Annotated in this window: 14 protein-coding genes; 8 read left to right on the forward strand and 6 right to left on the reverse strand. The window is 38.0% G+C overall.

Going from position 1 to position 17793, the window contains the following annotated elements:
• Positions 1-68: 68 nt before the first annotated feature.
• The gene (locus J7E66_RS21550; protein ID WP_215003627.1) at positions 69-980 is read right to left on the reverse strand and encodes an EamA family transporter; all 912 of its coding nucleotides are present in this window, start codon (positions 978-980) and stop codon (positions 69-71) included.
• Between the two features lie 263 nt (positions 981-1243).
• Positions 1244-2146 carry a DMT family transporter gene (locus J7E66_RS21555; RefSeq protein WP_215003629.1) on the reverse strand — a complete coding sequence of 301 codons (903 nt, stop codon included), beginning with the start codon at positions 2144-2146 and terminating at the stop codon, positions 1244-1246.
• A gap of 166 nt (positions 2147-2312) precedes the next feature.
• On the opposite strand from J7E66_RS21555, the gene J7E66_RS21560 reads away from it, so the two are divergent.
• The 5 genes from J7E66_RS21560 to J7E66_RS21580 all read left to right on the forward strand — a co-directional run bounded on the left by J7E66_RS21560 (position 2313) and on the right by J7E66_RS21580 (position 7818).
• A complete protein-coding gene (locus J7E66_RS21560) occupies positions 2313-3215 on the forward strand; it encodes a VanW family protein (RefSeq protein WP_215003631.1) in 903 nt (300 codons plus the stop codon).
• A 140-nt stretch (positions 3216-3355) separates the two neighbouring features.
• Positions 3356-3862 (forward strand): protease inhibitor I9 family protein, encoded by a 507-nt coding sequence (locus tag J7E66_RS21565; protein WP_215003633.1) that lies wholly within the window; start codon positions 3356-3358, stop codon positions 3860-3862.
• 80 nt (positions 3863-3942) lie between these two features.
• Positions 3943-5487, forward strand: a complete 1545-nt coding sequence (locus J7E66_RS21570) for a spore germination protein (RefSeq protein WP_215003635.1) — start codon at positions 3943-3945, stop codon at positions 5485-5487.
• An 8-nt stretch (positions 5488-5495) separates the two neighbouring features.
• Positions 5496-6605: a GerAB/ArcD/ProY family transporter gene (locus J7E66_RS21575; protein WP_215003638.1), complete on the forward strand. Its 1110-nt coding sequence runs from the start codon at positions 5496-5498 to the stop codon at positions 6603-6605.
• Positions 6580-7818 (forward strand): Ger(x)C family spore germination protein, encoded by a 1239-nt coding sequence (locus J7E66_RS21580; protein ID WP_215003640.1) that lies wholly within the window; start codon positions 6580-6582, stop codon positions 7816-7818. Before J7E66_RS21575 ends, J7E66_RS21580 begins: the two co-directional genes overlap by 26 nt.
• Positions 7819-8047: 229 nt before the next feature.
• Here the strand turns inward: J7E66_RS21580 and J7E66_RS21585 are convergent, their stop codons facing one another.
• The 4 genes from J7E66_RS21585 to xylA form a co-directional block, all read right to left on the reverse strand.
• Positions 8048-9079 carry an aldose epimerase family protein gene (locus tag J7E66_RS21585; protein ID WP_215003642.1) on the reverse strand — a complete coding sequence of 344 codons (1032 nt, stop codon included), beginning with the start codon at positions 9077-9079 and terminating at the stop codon, positions 8048-8050.
• 12 nt (positions 9080-9091) lie between these two features.
• Positions 9092-10594, reverse strand: a complete 1503-nt coding sequence (gene xylB / locus J7E66_RS21590; protein WP_215003644.1) for a xylulokinase — start codon at positions 10592-10594, stop codon at positions 9092-9094.
• Between the two features lie 155 nt (positions 10595-10749).
• Entirely contained in the window at positions 10750-12138 is a 1389-nt protein-coding gene (xylE, locus tag J7E66_RS21595) for a D-xylose transporter XylE (protein WP_215003715.1), read from the reverse strand.
• Positions 12139-12476: 338 nt separating this feature from the next.
• On the reverse strand, positions 12477-13808 hold the full coding sequence (xylA, locus tag J7E66_RS21600) for a xylose isomerase (RefSeq protein ID WP_215003646.1): 1332 nt from the start codon (positions 13806-13808) through the stop codon (positions 12477-12479).
• A 245-nt stretch (positions 13809-14053) separates the two neighbouring features.
• Between xylA and xylR the strand changes: the two genes are divergently transcribed.
• The 3 genes from xylR to J7E66_RS21615 all read left to right on the forward strand — a co-directional run bounded on the left by xylR (position 14054) and on the right by J7E66_RS21615 (position 17253).
• Positions 14054-15211 carry a transcriptional repressor XylR gene (xylR, locus tag J7E66_RS21605; RefSeq protein ID WP_215003649.1) on the forward strand — a complete coding sequence of 386 codons (1158 nt, stop codon included), beginning with the start codon at positions 14054-14056 and terminating at the stop codon, positions 15209-15211.
• Between the two features lie 42 nt (positions 15212-15253).
• Entirely contained in the window at positions 15254-16225 is a 972-nt protein-coding gene (locus J7E66_RS21610) for a 2-hydroxyacid dehydrogenase (protein ID WP_215003651.1), read from the forward strand.
• Between the two features lie 311 nt (positions 16226-16536).
• Positions 16537-17253, forward strand: coding sequence for a CAP domain-containing protein (locus J7E66_RS21615; RefSeq protein ID WP_215003653.1), 717 nt, complete (start codon positions 16537-16539; stop codon positions 17251-17253).
• Positions 17254-17793: the final 540 nt, after the last annotated feature.

Raw genomic sequence — 17793 nt, forward strand, 5'->3', positions numbered from 1 at the left:
CTGGCGAACAGTGCACTGTTCGCCAGTTTTATTTTGAATTTGTTAGGTGGGGATTCCCACTCGGCATCTTATGTCAAAGATTCACTTTCTAAAGAGACTGATTCCACTTTAGTTGTGGGCAGTTTAACATTGCCCGCCACAATTCCGCCTAAAATAAGGGCCACTCCGAGCCATTGTGACAAACTTACGTTTTCGGCTAAGACGAGCGATGACAAGATAACTGCAACCGGAAGTTCTGAGGCTGTTAATATCGTTCCAAGTCCTGGGCCGATATGCTTCATTCCAATAGAAAATAAGAGCGGTGGCAATGCTACGCCAAATAGTCCAAGGATCAATCCATAAGGTGCTACTCCCATTAAAACTGGTAAGTGGAATAAATCCGTTGGCGTGAAAAATAAAAAAACAGTGATCAATCCGCCAGTGGAAAGTAGAGCACTTTTCTGCACGGGTGGTGTATCTTTTTCCACGGAGCCGCTAAGAAAGATGAGAGCGGTATACGTTAAAGCGGAAAGCAGACCCCAAACTATCCCCTGCCATGATATTTGAACGCCGCCTTCTGTAATAATGCCGGCTGCTAAAATGGAGCCAATGATTAAAATACCAATCGAAACCAATTTCCCGATGCTTGGTGTTTTTTTATAAACCATCCACTCAATTAAAGAGCCAATCCATACAAATTGAAATAAAAAGATGATCGCAAGTGAAGCATCCAGGGTTTGCAGTGACTGATAATAAAATACACCTGTTAAACCAACTGGAATTCCTGATAAAAGTAATTTACCTATTTGAGGTAGAGAAAGTTTTTTCTTTTTCGAAAAAAGAGCGACCCCCCAGATTAGCAAGGTCCCAAGTAAGTATTGACTTCCTGTTACCTGTGTCACGGTAAAACCTGCCGAGTAAGCAAGCTTTACAAAGGTTGATAATACTCCGTAACAGCAGCCCCCTAAAAAAACAATTAGTGCATATTGCCAAGTTTTCATTTTTCCTACTCCTTTCATTCCATAAAAAAAGCCACACAGCTCTCATATGAAAGCTGTGTGGCGAAAATAGAGATATCTCTAGAAAAGTCCACAAACAAATAAATTTTGTTATTTAATTTGACTTTGTTACTTTAAAACAATTGAAAAAGAATGTCAATGAAATTATTCCTCGAAATAGAGCGGTCCTTATTGAACCGCTCTATTTTGTTATTTCTTATTGAAGTGGAAATAACAAAAAAAAACCAGGTGGGATCAGACCTCCATTACAGTGTAGTTGTGGGAGTTTGCCCTTTTTTCGCAACGTTTAATTCGAGTTTTTCACTTAAGAAAGTGGAGCCCAGAACCAGGCCGCCGCCAATCATTTGAATCCATGTCATGCCCTCGCTTAAGAAAATTGAGGCAATGATCACAGCTGAAATCGGATCAATGTAGCTAAGAACAGCAATTGTTTGCCCCTTGAGTTCTTGGAGAGAAGTAAAGTATAAAAAATAAGCAAAACCCGTATGCACAATACCAAGGATCAAGATAAAAATAATCGAAGTTGGGTTTAAACGACCCAAGTCTAAATTGCCCTGCCACAGTACATAGGGAAACAGAACCAAGGCGCCTGCCATTAATTGCACTAACGTGATTTCGAAACCAGATAAATTTTTGATGAACTTGTTCATTAAGACTACACTTGCATAAAATGCGGCCGCTAAAAGGCCATAGCAAATACCGAGGGTGTTGTTCTGCGAACCGCTTGTACCGCCAGCTCCAGGATTAACGATTAAAAATAGACCAATCATTGCCATTGCGATGCAAATAACCTTCACACTTGTTAGTTTTTCTTTAAGTAACCATGGTGCTAGGATCATCACAAATATCGGTGCAAAGTAATAGCTAATGGTGGCATTAGATATCGTCGTATACCGATAAGCCTCAAATAAAAAAATCCAATTAAGTCCAATCGCAGCCCCTGATAATAGAAGAAGAAGCGCATTTTCTTTTAACACTTGATAAGATGGCTTATGTTTGACAAGGAAACTAGCAAGAAGAAGGAATAGACTTCCGATGACCCCTCTCAAAAACGCTATTTCACTTGAAGACAGCTCAATCTTTTTTACAAAAACCCCAATGCTTCCAAAAATGAGCATCGTTAGGATGAGTCTCATTTTCCCTTTCATGTTGATCCCCCCTAGTTCTTTATCTAAATACCAAATGACTGATCCAACTGCTGTTGCAGCAAGGGCACCTTAAAATCATACCTTACTTTGTTATAAACTTGAATAACGTAAATTGTATGAAATGGATGATTTCGATTCATATTAAATGAAAGGAGGCATCCTGGAAATGAATTTTACTTGGTTATTTGGGCTATTATTTTTATCTCAACAAGTGAATATGCCAGACAGTTTATTAATCACTAACAACGGGCACCCTTTATCGGTTGTTAATTGTACTGATTTATCGATGAACTTACCTGGATTACCTATTATTAATACAGAAAAGTTAAAAAAATGTATGGATCAAATTGACAAACATATTTATAAAATGCCTAAAAATGCAATGAAAGATGAGTCCGGAAAAATTATACCCGAACATGTTGGGTATCGCTTATTTCGTCAGAGGTTCACAGAAAAAGTTTTTTCTTATTATTTTAACAATGGTTCATCTAAAATAGAGGTCCCCTTACTTACCATTTATCCTAGAGTTGACAGTGAATTACTTGGAAATATTCAAAATGAAAAAATCGGAAAATATGTGACATCCTTCAACACGTCTAACAAAGGACGAACCAATAACATTTATCTTGCAACCGAGGCTATTAATAATTTTGTTCTTTTCCCAGGTGAAATATTTTCCTTTAATAAAGTTGTTGGAAAAAGAACAGCAGGAAAAGGATACTTGCCTGCACCAGTGATCCTAAGAGGAGAATTAGCAAAAGATATTGGCGGTGGAATCTGTCAGGTATCATCTACCCTATTTAATGCAGTAGATAATGCCGGATTAGAAATTACTCAGCGTTCCTCACACAGCAGAAAGGTAACATACATTCCACCTGGGCGGGATGCCACCGTTAGTTGGAATGGACCAGATTTTGTTTTTAAAAATAAATACAATCAACCAATTCTAATACAATCAAAAACGGTAGGAAACAAGTTAACCATCGAGATATATTCTTCAGATGTCATTAACTATACTCCTAAAAAAGTGCCACACCTTCCTTATGATCAAAATCACCTACCCAAGTAAGGTTACGGGGTAATAAAATAGAATTAAACGAAAGCTGCCTGTCTCTTGATCTTGAGTGATAGGCAGTTATTTTTTGCGACAGGGTGGGTGAATACTATAGGGTAAAATTCCTTTCAGCTTAAAAAGGAGACGTAAAGATTATGAAGTGTAATAGTGGAGCCATTTTGACAGTAGCTATCTTGTCTATCATGAGTGGATGTCAGGAAAGTAGTTATGAGAACAATCACACTATAGATAAAGGAAAGATGGTGGAAGAAACGATGACCCCTTCAGTTCATGTAGATCCTGCCATTGACCTCTCAAGAAAACAAACCACCTCGATTATCATTGAATTTAAAACAAAACCAGCGAAAGTAGCTGTTATTGAAGCGGAAGCAAAGGGGATTCCATTAACAATAGAGGAAGCGAAGGAGCAGGTGGAAGAAAGCCATCTTACTTTTCAAAAGGAACTTCACGAGTTATTAGATAAGAACCAAGTACCTTATACCGTAAGGCACAAATATAAAACTGCCTTTAACGGTGTCTCTATGGAATTACCCGCAAATGAAATCAAAAGGTTGGCAGAATTCTCATCGGTCATTTCAAAAATATCTCTAAATCGAAAAATCAAACTAGACCCTCCTATTTTACCTTCTGAACAACTGTGAAAATAAAGTAAGGTTGTTCTTATCCTTCGTACATAAACACCCCTAAAACTGGAAAACTAAATAAAAATTGGGGGTGGTTCATGTTGAAGAAAAGGATCTTAAAGCCGCTTTTTAAGAAGCTAAATACGGAACCACAATTTCAGGAAAAGTCCAATGCACAGGAGATTGATTTAAAAAAACAAGATATTAGCAGTAATTATGATCAAAATTTAGCGACATTTAAGTCCATTTTCAGTGTTCCTAAAAATACGGATGTCAAGGTACGGGAGTTTACCATTCGTGCCCTAAATCGCCGTGCCTTTATCATTTTCATAAGTACAATGGTCGACTTAGAGCATATTAAAGAAAGCATATTGGAAAAATTATTGGGAAACGAGCAACCTTCAGTAAAGATTCCAGATATTATTTCATACCCAATGGCAAAGGCGTCCACCAATATAGAAGAAATTACTGAATTCATTTGTGGTGGAATCACAGCACTCTTTGTGGAAGGTGATTCTCAATGCTATTTATTTGAAACCACGAAAACTCGAGGCCGTTCCATTGAAAAATCAGATAATGAAGTGATTGTAAAAGGAGCAAAAGAAGCTTTTAACGAAAAGGTAGTTGACAATATTGCCTTAATCCGTAAAAAGATTAAAAATGAAAATCTTATCGTGGAAACTAAGATAATTACAAAGCGATCAAGAAACGATGTGTTTCTTGTCTATCAAAAGGACCTGGCAAATGATGAACTACTTCAAACCATAAAAGATAAGTTATCTTCGCTCGAAACCGATAGTATTCTCGATTTAAGTATTTTAGAGCAATACCTAGAGGAACGACCGAGGTCCTTATTTCCAACGATATTATATACGGAACGACCTGACCGGGCAGCTTCATTCATTGAAGAAGGTCACGTTATTTTGTTAATGTCAAATTCACCAAGCTGTCTTGTACTGCCTTGTACCTTTTGGGCATTGTTCCATTCACCGGAAGATCATTACCTACGTACACCATATGGTAACTTTATCAGGATTTTGCGATTTCAAGCTTTATTTGTCGCCGTTTTTGCCTCTCCTATTTATATTGCGATTACAAATTATCATGTAGGGATGATCCCGCCTGATTTATTAATGGCCATTGCTGGAACTAGGGAACGAGTCCCTTTTCCATCTGTTATTGAAATTTTAATGATGGAAATTGCTTTTGAACTTATTCGAGAAGCCGGATTACGTGTGCCATCCCCAATTGGCCCAACGATTGGGATTGTCGGTGCATTAATTTTAGGCCAAGCCGCTGTTCAAGCCAATATTATTAGTCCAATTGTTATCATAGTTATTGCCTTGAGTGGCTTAAGCTCTTTTATTATCAGTGATGTGAGCATGAATTTTGCTATCCGGATCACTCGCTTTTTGTTTATCTTTGCAGCTGGCTTTCTCGGTATTTATGGAGCCACTTCTTTATTTATCCTTGGCCTCTTTTATTTAGTTTCATTAAAATCATTTGGCACTCCTTACTTTGCACCCATGACGCCACATTCCTCCTCGTCAAAGGACTTACTTATCCGTCATGTTCCCTTTAAAGAAAGGTTTCGCCCAGGGTATGTAAAACCAAAGGATATGGTCAAACAAAGAAAGGGATAAAAAATCTTATGAAGCAGCAACCTGGAAAGCTTGGTATTCGTGAATATGTGTCCATCGCTATTTTAATGGTGGGTGCGAAAGCAAGTGAAGACACACCTGCTAAACTGTATAATCAGGTCCAAAACGCAGCATGGATGATCCCAATCGTAGCAGCTGGAATCGCTTTTATCCTGCTCTTTTTATTAATAAAAACGATGTCATTGTTTCAAGACAAAAATCTATTTTCGGTTATTCAAAAATTACTTGGACGATATATTGGGTTTTTTGTTTGCCTTCTGATATTGGTCATCAACTCATTTTCGATTTCGTTCGATTCAAGAACATATACAAATATCATTAAGACGTTTTATTTTCCAACAACACCAAATGTAATTATCTATGCCCTGTTAATGGCCGTTTGTACCTATGGGGCGAAAAAAGGAATTCGGCATATCGGTTCGGTTGCCTATCTTATCATTTTTTATGCAGTACTTTCCTTGTATCTTGCCTTATTTTTAAGTACTCAAGCAAGCAGTATTCAATCCCTTTTCCCAATTTGGGGTTCTGGAAAACTGGAAATTTTGAAGCAAGGCACACTTAATCTATCCCTTTTTTCTGAACTTCTTCTGTTTGCCATGATTACACCTTACATCAAATCAAGCAAAGAATTTCGCAAAGGAACATGGATTGCCTTAGTTTATGTCTGCTTCCAATTGATTGTTGCTATTATGGTTTACATCTGTTTGTTAGATACATCCTTACAAGGAATTGGTTATCCATTCCACACAGCCATTCGTTTTATTTCACTGGGAACTTTTATTCCGAATATCGAAATCGTCTTTTTCGTCATATGGTTACTGGCGGCATTTATTCGTTTCACAGCATTTTTGTACATCAATGCCCTTATGTTTGGTCATCTATTTAAAATTAAAGACTTTGAATTCCTGATTCCATCACTTGCGACGCTTTATTTATTGATTGGATCCATTCCGGAAACACCTATTGATGTCAGTCTAGGTATTAAACCGATTATTTCATATGCTTCTGGATCTGCGTTTATCACCATTCCAATCATTTTATGGTTGGTCGCATTGGTAAAAGGAGAATTTAAGCATGCAAAAAACAGCAACAGTATGTAAATTATTATTGCTTCTAGTCATTGTTAGCACATTAACAGGCTGTTGGGATCGTGAGGAACTTGAAGATAAAGCTTATGTGATCGGACTAGGATTAGATCACTCCAAACAAGACGGAAAAATCAAAGTCACCATGTTACTTGCCAATCCCGAAGTAGGGACTATGCAAGGGGGCGGCGGTTCAACAGAAAAGCCGCGAGAAATTGTCTCGTTTGATGCCAATGATTTCATTGCGGCAAAAGCGACAGGCAATGCCATCATCTCCCGTAATATTAGTTATGAACTATTAAAGATTATTGTGGTTTCCGAGGAATTGGCAAAAGACAAAAATTTTATGACAATCTTTTACGACGTCGTAAAAGATAAAGAGATTCGCTTGAGTAGTTATTTTGCAGTATCGAAAGAAAAGGCAAGTGAGTATTTTGTAAATAATCGTCCAAAAATGGAAACAAGGCCACATAAGTACTTTCAATTCATGGTCATTCACGGGATTGAAAATGGTTTCATTTCAGATTCTACTCTATTCCGCTTTTTTACCACATTGGAAAGAGAGACTGACAACTTTTTGGCGATGTACACAACAGCTGAAAGGGCAAAGAATCCTAAAATAAAAAGCGAAGATGAATACATCGCAGGGCAATTGAATGCAACAGGCGAGCTTGATGATACACAATTTATTGGGTCCGCAGTCTTCAGGAATGGAGTGATGATAGGGAAAATAAACGGTCAAGAAACACGCACGATTAATATTCTTGATGACACAACGAATATTAAAGATATATTGATGGATATACCAGATCCTTTTTCAAATAATCATAAACAGTTCGCAGCAAGAGTCTTAAAAACAAAAAGTAATAAAGTAAAAATGAACGTGAAGGGCGTTAGGATAAAGATTGATATAATGATACCGTTAAAGATTGAAATTTTGTCAAACCCATCAATGACCAACTATACCGAGAAAAAAAACCAGCAAATAATCAAAAAACAAATAGCACATCATTTCAAAAAAGTAAATGAAAGGTTATTAAAAAAAACCCAAACTAAATTAAAAGGTGCACCATTTCCCTTATCTATGTATGCTCGAAGATATTTTGGGACCATTCAAGAATTTAAGAAATTCAATTGGCGAAAATCGTACCTAAATGCGGACATAAGGGTGCACCCGAGTATTGACATTATTGATTATGGTAAACAAGCAAAACAAACGAAAAGGTAGGAATGAGGATGAGCTTAGTTATTTACGTTAGTCTTTTTAGTATTACTATATATACTATGGGATTTGCTGTTTCACTATGGAAGGGAAAACAAAAGATGAGTGGAGTGGCTGTTTTTTTCCTCGCCATTTGTATTATCATCCTGCCTTACTTCTCAATATTATAAAATGCGGACAGTGTCAGGCACTGTCCGCATTTTAATTGGCGGTTGGGGCTGGCACCGCCGTGTTCCTAATGAAAGGTGTATTTTGTCTTGGATGTGTAAACTTGATCTTTTTCTACTAATAAGGATGGGGAATTAGGGTGACTAGGTGGTTTCTGTGTTTCAAGACATAAGCCTAAATACTTTTCCGCCTGTTTTCCTCTGATCGAAAAATCATTCCCTAACATATTGCCAGTATATAAGACAACAGCGGGCTCATCTGTCTCAATTTCTAGTTTCCGTCCGCATTCCCGATCATATAAACTGATTTGCTTATGATTCTGAGCACTAAGGAGGAAGGGGTGGTCAAACCCGCCGCCAACTATTTGCGTTTGCGGATGGTCAGATTCAATTCCTCGAGCTACCTTTTGACCTTCTCTAAAATCAAATACTGTCCCATTCACAGGGATAACCTTGCCGGTTGGAAGAAGAGAGGCATCTAGTTCTAAGAATGCATCGCTTTTTAACTTTAACTCATGATCAAGAATGGTTCTTTTTAAATTCCCGCTTAAATTAAAATAAGAATGATTAGTTAAATTGACAATTGTTTTCTTATCAGAAACCGCCTTGTAGGTAATCAATAACTCATTATCCTCGTTGAACGTATAGATGACGGTAACATGAAGATTGCCTGGAAAGCCTTCTTCCATATCAGGGCTTGTATAGGAAAAGATGATATTCACTTCATTTTCTTTGTTCTCAACAGTAGAATCCCAAATAACGTTATGAAAACCATTCGGTCCGCCATGAAGATTGTTTTCTCCATCATTTTTGGACAAGTTATAGCACTCTCCATCTATTTCGAAGGACGCCTTTTTCATCCGGCCGGCATTCCTGCCAATTACACAACCGAAATAAGGGGAGTGATCGATATACTCTTGCAAAGTGTCAAAACCTAACACAACATTCTCTAAATTCCCATGACTATCTGGAACATTAATTTCCGTAATAATACATCCATAGTCAATACAGGTTAATTCCATCCCATTCGCATTTGTAATGGTATAAGATTTTACCTTTCTTCCATGCAGGGTTCCAAATACAGTTTCAGTTAGCTTCATCATAATCTCTTTTTAATTCCCTTTTCGAAGATCAAATAATTGATGATTAATCGCAACAGTATGCGGATATATATCTTTGTACACTTGATAGAATTCCTTATAGCGCTGAACGTTTTCTGGTTTTGGTTCATATACCTTATCAGCTTTAATGAAGACCTCTGCACATTCTTGAAGAGAGGGGAACCAATTCAATCCAGCTGCCGCAATCATCGCGGCCCCCATACCAGGGCCTTGTTCGTTTTGTAGCTTCACGACTCTTGTGTTAAAGAGATCAGCTTGTATTTGCAGCCATAATTCACTCTTCGCACCGCCGCCAATAGAAATAACGGTATCAATGGCCTTGCCATAATTGCGGAAGATTTCGACACTCTCATTAATCGAGAAAACAATCCCTTCGATGACCGCTCGAGTAAAGTCACCTTTGTTGTGGGAGCCGTCAATTCCAGTAAAAGTTCCTCTTATTTTTGCATCCGCATAGGGTGTGCGTTCACCTACTAAGAATGGAGTAAAGATTAGACCGTTCGCACCGATTGTGGATTGTGCGGCCTCGTCTAGTAGACTGTCGAATGATTGATCTTTGGCGAAGGTGTCCTTAAACCAGGTTAAGCTATAGCCAGCTGCAAGCGTGACACCCATGGTATAGTAGGAGTCTTTTTGCCCATGATTGAAAAGATGAACTTTACCACCGTAATTTTTGCTTTTATCGTTCTCATATGAAAGGAACACACCTGATGTTCCGATACTGCAAAGGGCCGTTCCTTCGGATAAAATCCCTGCTCCGATTGCACCGCAAGCATTGTCTGCTCCACCTGCGAACACCTTAGTCGATGAAGATAAACCAGTGAGCTCCGCAATCTCTGGCAAGAGCGTTCCGACGAAGTCTTCAGTTTCCACTAATGGAGGACATATGGCAGCAGAGATTTCAAATGTACGAAGAATATCGGCACTCCATGATTTGTTGACGACGTCTAACATCAGCGTACCCGCAGCATCTGAGTAATCCATATGTATTTTTCCTGTTATTCGATAGCGGAGGTAATCTTTTGGAAGTAAAAATACGTTTGTATTTTCTAGGTTTTCGGGTTCATTCTCTTTCACCCAAAGAATCTTTGGTAAGGTAAAGCCTTCTAGAGCAGGGTTTTTTGTTATTTCAAGCAGTTTACCGCCTAGCTGCTGATCAATTTTCTTGCATTGTGGGGTGGTTCTAGTGTCGTTCCATAGAATCGCATTTCTGATTACTTGATGATTTTTGTCCAGCAAGACCAACCCATGCATTTGTCCGGAAAAACTAAGACCCTCAATATCGGCTGGGTTTATGTTTGATTCAGTGACTAACTGCTGTAATGCAGCGATTGTTTTTTCTACCCATTCCTCTGGATTTTGTTCACTATATCCTGGCTGCTGCTGAATTAACGGGTAATCCTTTGAAACCGAATAACGAACATTGCCCTCTTGGTCAACGAGAAGGACTTTAACAGAGCTTGTCCCTAAATCTACCCCAATTACATATTTCATGTTGATCTCCTCACTTTTTATAGAGTTGTATAATAGTAAACTTACTTTGATGTTGAAAAAGTCCTTTTGAGGACAAGGTTACCAACTTTTTTCCATATTGTTAAAAATAAACGCTACCCTCCATGTTTGTTATAAAGGATAGCGACCTATATTTATCATGCGGTTTTTTTCCAACTTCCTTCCATTTCCTCTAATGTCTTGCCTTTGGTTTCAGGTACAAACTTCCAAACAAAAATGGCAGAAAGAACACTCATTAATCCGTAAAACCCATAGGTTACAGCGCCACTATATTCCATCATCATTGGATACGTAGAGGAAATAAGATAGTTCGCTGCCCATTGCGCCGCAACCGCAATTGCAACAGCGCGCCCACGGATATTATTCGGAAAAATTTCAGAAATCAATACCCAGCAGATTGGACCCCATGACATCATAAAGGAAGCAGTATAAACGATAATGAAGATTAAAGTACTTACTCCGATGACATCAAAATAAGCCAAACTAGAAACACCAAACATACCGATAGCCATACCAACAGAACCTATGATTAATAATGGTTTACGGCCCCATTTATCTACAGTCATAATCGCTACAAGGGTAAAAACAACGTTGATTAATCCCATAACTGTTGTTTGTAACATCGAAGCATCTTTTCCTGCTCCCATGCTTTCAAAAATCCTTGGTGCATAATACAAGGCAACATTGATTCCAACAAACTGTTGAAACACAGAAAGTAAGATTCCAATAACGATAACGGCTTTTCCGTAAGTAAATAGTTTCTCTGAAGAAGCATCGACCGTTTGTTTGATTTGTTGCAAAATCGTTTTTGCTGCTGATGATCCATTAATTTTTGCGAGAATCGCAAGTGCTTTATCATCTTGATTTTTCAAGGATAAATAGCGAGGTGTTTCAGGAACCATCAGTAAGAATAACCCAAACATTAGAGCTGGTACACCACACGATGCAAACATGTATCTCCAGCCAATATCATTTACCCATGCTTGACTTTCGCCGCTCGAAATCGAGAAGTTAACGAAATAAGCAACAAGCATACCAAGGATGATCATAAATTGGTTAAAGGAAACCAACCGGCCGCGGATATTTGCAGGGGCTATTTCCCCAATATACATCGGGCAAACGGCTGAAGCCAATCCAACACCAATTCCACCTAATATCCGATAAAGGTTAAAGGCAATTAACAATCCGATGGTTGGTTCCCCTTTGGTGAAAAATAAAAATTCTGGATAGGCAGCCCCTAGTGACGAAACTAAGAAAAAGATCGAAGCAAAAATGAGAGAATTTTTTCGGCCGAATTTCGAGGCAAAAAGTCCTGAAATGAAACCGCCGATAATACAACCAATCAGTGCACTTGAAATCGTTGCCCCATGAATAAATGCCCCTAAGTTCAGACTATCAATCAGATAAATTTTTATTGATTCCTCCGCACCAGAAATAACGGCTGTATCATATCCGAAAAGCAAGCCGCCAATGGCAGCTACCAGGGTAATTCCAAAAAGATAAAGCGAGTTCTTTTTTTGCTCCATCGTAATGTTTAAAGACAGTTTCATTTTAGGAAAATAAGATTCTACCATTCTTTAATAATAACAGCGCTTTCAAGTTGTTTAATATATAGGCTCTGTTAAAATAGGCTGTTGATTTCCGCTCCAACTTGCTAAAAAAATCAACAATGACCTTTAACACAGCCAATATATAAAGTAGATAAAAGCTCAACACCTAAAATCTGTCTTTATCCTCCTTTTATTTTGGATGAAATGAAAAACTAGGAAATTACTTCAGTTAAATGGTTTTCAAAAAAATGGACCCGCAACAACATTGACTTTCTTCAGTTAACGGGTCCATTTAGAAGAGAAGGCTTAATTTTTTAAACTTCTAAAAGATATTGGTTTAAAACAGCTTTTAAGCGTTCCGTTTTACCAGAAACATTTTTAATTGTGTCATTATTAAGAGCATATGTCTCAAGTGTGTGGAAGTTGGCTCTGCCTTGAACAATGTCCAGGCCAATTCCTTTCGTAAAGCTGCTGTAACGTGCGGCAATAACATCTTCAAAAACGCGATCTTCAATTAATTTATGAGCTACTTTCAAACCTCTTGCAAAGGCATCCATTCCAGCTACATGCGCATGGACTAGATCTTCAACTTCAAAGGATGTTCTTCTTACCTTGGCATCAAAGTTTAAGCCGCCGCGACCAAGACCACCGTTTTGTAGAATTTCATACATTGCTAGGGTTGTAGAATATAAATCAGTTGGGAATTCATCAGTATCCCAGCCAAGTAAAGGATTTCCTTGGTTTGCATCAACGGAACCAAGAAGGCCGCTTGTTCTTGCCACACGTAACTCATGTTCAAATGTATGTCCAGCAAGTGTAGCATGGTTTGCTTCCAGGTTTAATTTAAAGTAATTCTCTAAGCCGTATTGTCTTAAGAAGGCAATTGTTGTTGCTGCATCTGTATCATATTGGTGGGTGGTAGGCTCTTTTGGTTTTGGCTCAATTAAGAATTGACCTGTAAAGCCGATTTCCTTCGCATAATCAACGGCCATATGCAAGAATCTTGCTAAGTTATCAAGCTCAAGTTTTAAGTCTGTATTTAATAATGTTTCATAACCTTCACGTCCGCCCCAGAATACATAGTTTTCTGCGCCAAGGAGTTTTGCAGTTTCTAAGCCTTTCTTCACTTGTGCTGCTTCATAGGCAAATACGTCAGCATTACAAGAAGTGGCAGCACCATGCACGAAACGTGGATTAGTAAACATGTTAGCTGTATTCCACAATAGTTTTGTATTACTAGTTTTCATGTAATCTTTAATCATTTCAACAATGATATCTAAATTTTTATTTGTTTCACTTAAGGTTCTGCCTTCCGGTGCAACATCGCGATCATGGAAAGCGAAAAATGGTACGCCAAGCTTTTCAAAAAGTTCAAATGAAGCTTCTACTCTTGCTTTTGCTAAATCCATCCCAGTGAAGTGATTCCATGGTCTTTCCATTGTAGCGGCACCAAAAGGATCAGATCCATCCGCAGTAAAGGTGTGCCAGTAAGCAACTGAAAAACGTAAAATGTCCTTCATAGTTTTGCCGCCAATGACTTCCTCAGGGTTGTAATACTTGAATGCTAATGGATTTTTAGAATCCTTTCCTTCATAAGCCACCTTGTTTACGCTTCCAAAATAGGTATTCATTTTTGTTTGAACCATGTTTTTTCCCTCCTGAAATAAATTGTTATTTAAAACTATGTAGCTTCAGTAGATGTTTATTCCTGTTAGTTTGTTGTTTGGATAAACTAACTTGATTACATCTTATAAAATTAAAGAGCTTTAATCAATAGTTTTTTTTGAATATTTTATGTATATTTCCGACAAATGTTGACTTATAATAGGATTATATAACTATAAAACATCGAAACTTAATTTATGCATTATACAAATGGGGGTGCAAACTTGTGATTATTGCAGATCAAATGTTAGTCAAAAAAATGAATCAAAAGGTACTATTAAATGAAATCGTTTCCAATTCGCCTATTTCGAGGGCAAGATTATCTGAAATAACAGGTTTAAATAAATCGACTGTTTCTTCCCAAGTTAATACGCTAATGGAAAAGAATCTTATTTTTGAAATCGGGCAGGGGCAATCTAGCGGTGGAAGAAAGCCTGTCATGCTCGTTTTTAATAAGAATGCTGGTTATTCAATTGGGATTGATATCGGTGTTGATTCTATAAATGGCATCTTAACGGATTTAAAAGGAAACATTGTCTTGGACCAATATCAGCATCTAGAAAATCCTTCTCTTGATAAGAACAAAGACGTTTTATTTTCAATGATTGAGGATCTCATCAAGCAAATGCCAGATTCCCCTTACGGATTGATTGGCATTGGTTTATGTATCCCAGGTCTTGTCGATACCGATCAAAAGGTCATTTTCACCCCAAATATCGACTGGAATTATGAACTTGACTTAAAATCGCTCATTGAGCAGGAATTTCAGGTACCAGTTTTTATTGAAAATGAAGCCAATGCAGGCGCCTATGGAGAAAAAGTATTTGGGGCAGCTAAAAATTATGAAAACATAATCTACGTTAGCGTGGGAACTGGAATCGGGATCGGAATTGTTATTAATAATAATTTATATCGAGGGGTTAATGGGTTTGCCGGAGAAATGGGCCATCTGACTATCGATTTTAATGGGCTCAAATGCAGTTGTGGAAACCGAGGATGCTGGGAATTATACGCCTCTGAAAAAGCATTACTAAATACTTTTCAGAATAACGATACCATCACTTCCTATCAGGAACTAATTAATCTAGCAAACCAAAATGATCCGGATATATTAATGGCATTACAAAATTTCGGCTTCTACCTTGGGATTGGATTAACAAGTATCTTAAATACATTTAACCCACAAGCAGTTATTATCCGAAACGACATTGTTGAAGCTCTCCCTATGGTGTTGAATTCGATTCGAAATTCTATTTTATCAAGAAGTAATGACAAGCTTAATAACAGTCATGAGTTATTATTGTCTTCCTTGGGGAAAAATGCTCCCGCCTTAGGGACATCCTCGATTGCTATTGAACATTTCTTAGAAAAGTTTACATCGTAAAATTGTATGGCTATTTCGCCAGGTGGAAAGGTGGAGGACGATTTGAAAAGAACAGTATATATTACAAGAAAGCTACCCGATGATATGATCGATAAACTTTCAAATCATTTTCAGGTGAGAATGTGGCACGAGGAACATGTCCCTGTTCCAAGGGATGTTTTACTAAAAGAAATAGAAGATGTGGATGGGCTTATTTGCCTTCTAACAGAAAAGATAGATGAAGAGGTCCTAAGTAAAGCCAAACAGTTAAAGGTTATTAGTAACATAGCAGTGGGCTATAATAATATCGATATTGACTTTGCTGCTAAGAGGGGAATCGTCGTAACCAACACCCCTGGCGTGTTAACCGAAACGACAGCTGATTTAACGTTTGCCCTATTAATGGCGACTGCACGCAGAGTCGTGGAGTCATCTGATTTCCTGCGCAGTGGGGAATGGGGGGCATGGTCCCTTATGCAGATGACTGGACAAGATATTTATGGTGCAACCTTAGGGATTATTGGATTAGGAAGAATTGGAGAAGCGCTCGTCAAGCGGGCAAAGGGCTTTGATATGAATGTTCTCTATTATAACCGGACACGGAAACCGGAAAAAGAAGAAAAGCTAGGGATTCACTACAGGGAAATGAAGGGTTTGTTGCAGCAATCTGATTTTGTCTGCCTTCTGTTACCTTATAGCGCCGAGGTACACCACCTAATTGGAAAAGAAGATTTGTCCCTAATGAAAAGAAATGCCATCTTGATCAATACGGCTAGAGGTGGTCTTGTCGATGAGGATGCTTTATTTCAATCATTGAAGAATGGGGAGATTTGGGCTGCTGGGCTGGATGTGTTCGAACAGGAGCCAGTTCCAATTGATCATCCATTATTATCTCTGCCGAATGTGGTTACATTGCCTCACATTGGAAGTGCCAGTGTGAAAACAAGAATGAGTATGGCTCATTTAGCTGCCGATAATATGGTAAGTGTATTAACTGGTAATGAAGCAATTACCGCAGTGATTAGCCATAAATAATAAATGTAAAATACGATACTTGTCTGAAATATTTGTTAAAAAAGGTGGTTGTTTAAAGAGTTGTCAACTCCATTTAACTATATAATTATTGGTAATTTTTCCGATATCTAGTTAATAATGAGAAGAAAATTCAATTTTTATCATGGACACGAGAGACTTGGAGTATCAGGAGATTAATTGATTTGAATCTATCAAAAGAACCAATTGTATTTCACTTCTGTAAAATCCTTCCTCAAATATGACAAAAATCATATGTTACGATGAATTTGCGAAAGATCGGCAAATTGTCAAAACAGGAGGAAGAAACGATGATGAAGAAAAAAGCAATTCTAACTGTAGCTGCTGCGGCAACGTTAATGATGTCAAATCCGGTATTAAATAAAGCCCATGCTGCCACTACTAGCCCTTCCGTGCAGGAAAAGGTATATGTTTACCAAGGGACTAATATGAATGAGATTAATAGTGTAATCCAAAAATATCTTACTAGTTTAGGATTTTCATTTTCACATAATACAGTAAAGCAGCCTGTTCCGGCTCAACCAAATCAAACCGTACCAACTCAGGAGCCTGCTCAAACAGCGACACCACAACCTGTGCAGCAACAACCGGTAACTGCGACACCACCAAGTTCAACACCAACTACAAGTTCGTTAAGTGCTTATGAGCAAAAAGTAGTTGATCTGACCAATCAAGAACGGGCAAAAAATGGTTTACCAGCACTTAAAGTGGATGTAACACTTAGCAAAATGGCCCATGAAAAATCCCGTGATATGTCTGCAAATGGCTACTTCAGCCATACAAGCCCGACATACGGTTCACCGTTTGATATGATGAAAAAATACGGCATCACCTACCGATATGCAGGTGAAAACATTGCGATGGGACAGCGAACTCCTGAAGAAGTAGTCAAGGCTTGGATGAATAGTGAAGGTCACCGTAAGAATATCCTTAGCCCGAACTACAACTATATCGGTGTTGGTTATGTATCACAAGGTAATTACTGGACACAGGAATTTATAGGTAAATAATGAGGGCTCGGGGACAATATGTCCCCGAGCTTTTTGCAGTATTTATTTTGGTTACCACTACCTGTAGTGCTCAAAGCGATACCTCAAGCTGGATTCGCTCATTGAAACCTAAAATTCGCCCATTGAACTCAAAAATTCGCCCATAAAACCCAAAAATTCGCTCATAAAACTCAGAAATTCGCCCAATGAAGAGAAAAGTCGTTAAATAATCAAAAATAAACAAATACGCAAGTGTAATTTTATACCAAATATCATTTTTAATGAGTTATACCAACGTTAATAACGGAAACAGGCAATAAAAAAAGTACACCTCCTTCTTAAAGAGGTGCACTCCTGTTGGGTTTTCATATGTATCAAACAAGTGAGTCAAAGATTTACATATTTAAGGGAGCTGCTGTTTAACTAGTGCTCTTCCTAAGGTACCGGCTCCACCTACGCCAAATACCATGATAGCCACGCGTGCTATCCCCTCTAATATGTACTATAACGCTAAAATATTAATAAAATATGAACTAGATGTTAATCGTTCATTAATTTTAA

It is taken from the genome of Bacillus sp. ISL-7 (assembly GCF_018613065.1).

Excerpts from the sequence above, each read along its gene's own strand:
- J7E66_RS21550 (WP_215003627.1), bottom strand. The coding sequence starts at position 980 with ATGAAAACTTGGCAATATGCACTAATTGTTTTTTTAGGGGGCTGCTGT.
- J7E66_RS21555 (WP_215003629.1), bottom strand. The coding sequence starts at position 2,146 with ATGAAAGGGAAAATGAGACTCATCCTAACGATGCTCATTTTTGGAAGC.
- J7E66_RS21560 (WP_215003631.1), top strand. The coding sequence starts at position 2,313 with ATGAATTTTACTTGGTTATTTGGGCTATTATTTTTATCTCAACAAGTG.
- J7E66_RS21565 (WP_215003633.1), top strand. The coding sequence starts at position 3,356 with ATGAAGTGTAATAGTGGAGCCATTTTGACAGTAGCTATCTTGTCTATC.
- J7E66_RS21570 (WP_215003635.1), top strand. The coding sequence starts at position 3,943 with ATGTTGAAGAAAAGGATCTTAAAGCCGCTTTTTAAGAAGCTAAATACG.
- J7E66_RS21575 (WP_215003638.1), top strand. The coding sequence starts at position 5,496 with ATGAAGCAGCAACCTGGAAAGCTTGGTATTCGTGAATATGTGTCCATC.
- J7E66_RS21580 (WP_215003640.1), top strand. The coding sequence starts at position 6,580 with ATGCAAAAAACAGCAACAGTATGTAAATTATTATTGCTTCTAGTCATT.
- J7E66_RS21585 (WP_215003642.1), bottom strand. The coding sequence starts at position 9,079 with ATGAAGCTAACTGAAACTGTATTTGGAACCCTGCATGGAAGAAAGGTA.
- xylB (WP_215003644.1), bottom strand. The coding sequence starts at position 10,594 with ATGAAATATGTAATTGGGGTAGATTTAGGGACAAGCTCTGTTAAAGTC.
- xylE (WP_215003715.1), bottom strand. The coding sequence starts at position 12,138 with ATGGAGCAAAAAAAGAACTCGCTTTATCTTTTTGGAATTACCCTGGTA.
- xylA (WP_215003646.1), bottom strand. The coding sequence starts at position 13,808 with ATGGTTCAAACAAAAATGAATACCTATTTTGGAAGCGTAAACAAGGTG.
- J7E66_RS21615 (WP_215003653.1), top strand. The coding sequence starts at position 16,537 with ATGAAGAAAAAAGCAATTCTAACTGTAGCTGCTGCGGCAACGTTAATG.